General features: G+C 49.9%; 2 tRNA genes and 2 rRNA genes (1 of these 4 cut by a window edge). All 4 read left to right on the plus strand.

From position 1 onward, the window contains the following. Positions 1-340 precede the first annotated feature (340 nt). Positions 341-1840 (plus strand): 16S ribosomal RNA (locus QUB12_RS36480). A gap of 116 nt (positions 1841-1956) precedes the next feature. Then, positions 1957-2030: transfer RNA gene (locus tag QUB12_RS36485), tRNA-Ile, on the plus strand. A gap of 93 nt (positions 2031-2123) precedes the next feature. Further along, positions 2124-2196, plus strand: a tRNA-Ala gene (locus QUB12_RS36490). Positions 2197-2424: 228 nt separating this feature from the next. Beyond that, a 23S ribosomal RNA gene (locus QUB12_RS36495) occupies positions 2425-2500 on the plus strand; it runs 2828 nt beyond the window's last position. The 16S and 23S rRNA genes sit together here with 2 tRNA genes alongside, the layout of an rRNA operon.

Consider the following 2500-nt stretch of genomic DNA (forward strand, 5'->3'; position numbering starts at 1 on the left):
GCCGAAACCCTTGGTGTGTATAGGTTCAAAAAAAAGTCAAAAATATTTTCACAAAACGCTTGACAACTCTGGGGAGAGTTGATACATTAATAAAGCGCCAGAAGGGAAGCGGTTCACTGAACCACGAACTAAAGGTCAAAAGAAAGGTAGAAAACTGAACCTAGAAAAAAGAATAGTTTGAAAGCTTAAAGCACTATTAACCTCGTCAAAAAAATCAAGATAGAGAGTAAAGGCATCGCTGATACTCAATATCGCAAACAACGAGAAAAAAGTCAAGGGAAAAAAACCAGCCTTGAGGGCTGAGTAGAAAGAACTTGATTAAAGCCAAAAAAAACAATCCAACACGGAGAGTTTGATCCTGGCTCAGGATGAACGCTGGCGGTCTGCTTAACACATGCAAGTCGAACGGAGTAGAAATACTTAGTGGCGGACGGGTGAGTAACGCGTGAGAATCTGCCTTCAGGACGGAGACAACAGTTGGAAACGACTGCTAAGCCCCGATGTACCGAAAGGGAAAATATTTATAGCCTGAAGATGAGCTCGCGTCCGATTAGCTAGTTGGGGGGGTAAAGGCCCACCAAGGCGACGATCGGTAGCTGGTCTGAGAGGACGATCAGCCACACTGGGACTGAGACACGGCCCAGACTCCTACGGGAGGCAGCAGTGGGGAATTTTCCGCAATGGGCGAAAGCCTGACGGAGCAAGACCGCGTGGGGGAAGAAGGCTCTTGGGTTGTAAACCCCTTTTCTCTGGGAAGAAAGTTGTGAAAGCAACCTGACGGTACCAGAGGAATCAGCATCGGCTAACTCCGTGCCAGCAGCCGCGGTAAGACGGAGGATGCAAGCGTTATCCGGAATGATTGGGCGTAAAGCGTCCGCAGGTGGCAGTTCAAGTCTGCTGTCAAAGACCGGGGCTTAACTTCGGAAAGGCAGTGGAAACTGAACAGCTAGAGTATGGTAGGGGCAGAGGGAATTCCTGGTGTAGCGGTGAAATGCGTAGAGATCAGGAAGAACATCGGTGGCGAAGGCGCTCTGCTGGACCATAACTGACACTCAGGGACGAAAGCTAGGGGAGCGAATGGGATTAGATACCCCAGTAGTCCTAGCCGTAAACGATGGATACTAGGTGTTGTCTGTATCGACCCGGACAGTGCCGTAGCTAACGCGTTAAGTATCCCGCCTGGGGAGTACGCACGCAAGTGTGAAACTCAAAGGAATTGACGGGGGCCCGCACAAGCGGTGGAGTATGTGGTTTAATTCGATGCAACGCGAAGAACCTTACCAGGACTTGACATGTCGCGAATCTTTTGGAAACAGAAGAGTGCCTTCGGGAGCGCGAACACAGGTGGTGCATGGCTGTCGTCAGCTCGTGTCGTGAGATGTTGGGTTAAGTCCCGCAACGAGCGCAACCCTCGTGTTTAGTTGCCATCATTAAGTTGGGCACTCTAAACAGACTGCCGGTGACAAACCGGAGGAAGGTGGGGATGACGTCAAGTCAGCATGCCCCTTACGTCCTGGGCTACACACGTACTACAATGGTAGGGACAGAGGGCAGCCAACCCGCGAGGGCGAGCTAATCCCGTAAACCCTGCCTCAGTTCAGATTGCAGGCTGCAACTCGCCTGCATGAAGGCGGAATCGCTAGTAATCGCAGGTCAGCATACTGCGGTGAATCCGTTCCCGGGCCTTGTACACACCGCCCGTCACACCATGGAAGTTGGCCACGCCCGAAGTCATTACTCTAACCTGTAAAGGAGGAGGATGCCGAAGGCAGGGCTGATGACTGGGGTGAAGTCGTAACAAGGTAGCCGTACCGGAAGGTGTGGCTGGATCACCTCCTTTTAGGGAGACCATCTGAGCATCGACCGAACCTAAAATATAGGTCGTTGTCAGTCATCCCTGGTCGTTCGAGGAATAGATGTCAAAGCTTTCAAACTATTAACTGGTTCGGAACTCGTGGGCTATTAGCTCAGTTGGTTAGAGCGCACCCCTGATAAGGGTGAGGTCCCTGGTTCAAATCCAGGATGGCCCACCTGGAAAAAAGTGATGAATTGTCAGTAATGAGAAATGGATAATCAAAGATTAATTCAGGACTCAGAAGCTCAAAATCAGAACTTACAAGTGTGGGGGTATAGCTCAGTTGGTAGAGCGCCTGCCTTGCACGCAGGAAGTCAGCGGTTCGAGTCCGCTTACCTCCACTCTCACTAACTATTACAACCGCCAAAAAAACCAAAATAAATAGAAATCAGCACCCAGACTAACTTTGTCAAAGAAGCGTCAAAGAAGCTCAAAAAAGAAGTCGGAATGCTGGAGTCTAGAACTCTAGTCAGAACCTTGAAAACTGCATAGAAATTAAGTCATCAAAGCGTGTATGTAATCCGAGAAATCGGAGCATCAGACAAGCGACCACCATGAAAGAATCAAGTGGTCAAGTTACAAAGGGCTAACGGTGGATACCTAGGCACACAGAGGCGAAGAAGGACGTGGCGACCGACGATAAGC

The sequence above is a fragment of the Microcoleus sp. B7-D4 genome, from assembly GCF_036705125.1.
Lineage (GTDB): Bacteria > Cyanobacteriota > Cyanobacteriia > Cyanobacteriales > Microcoleaceae > Microcoleus.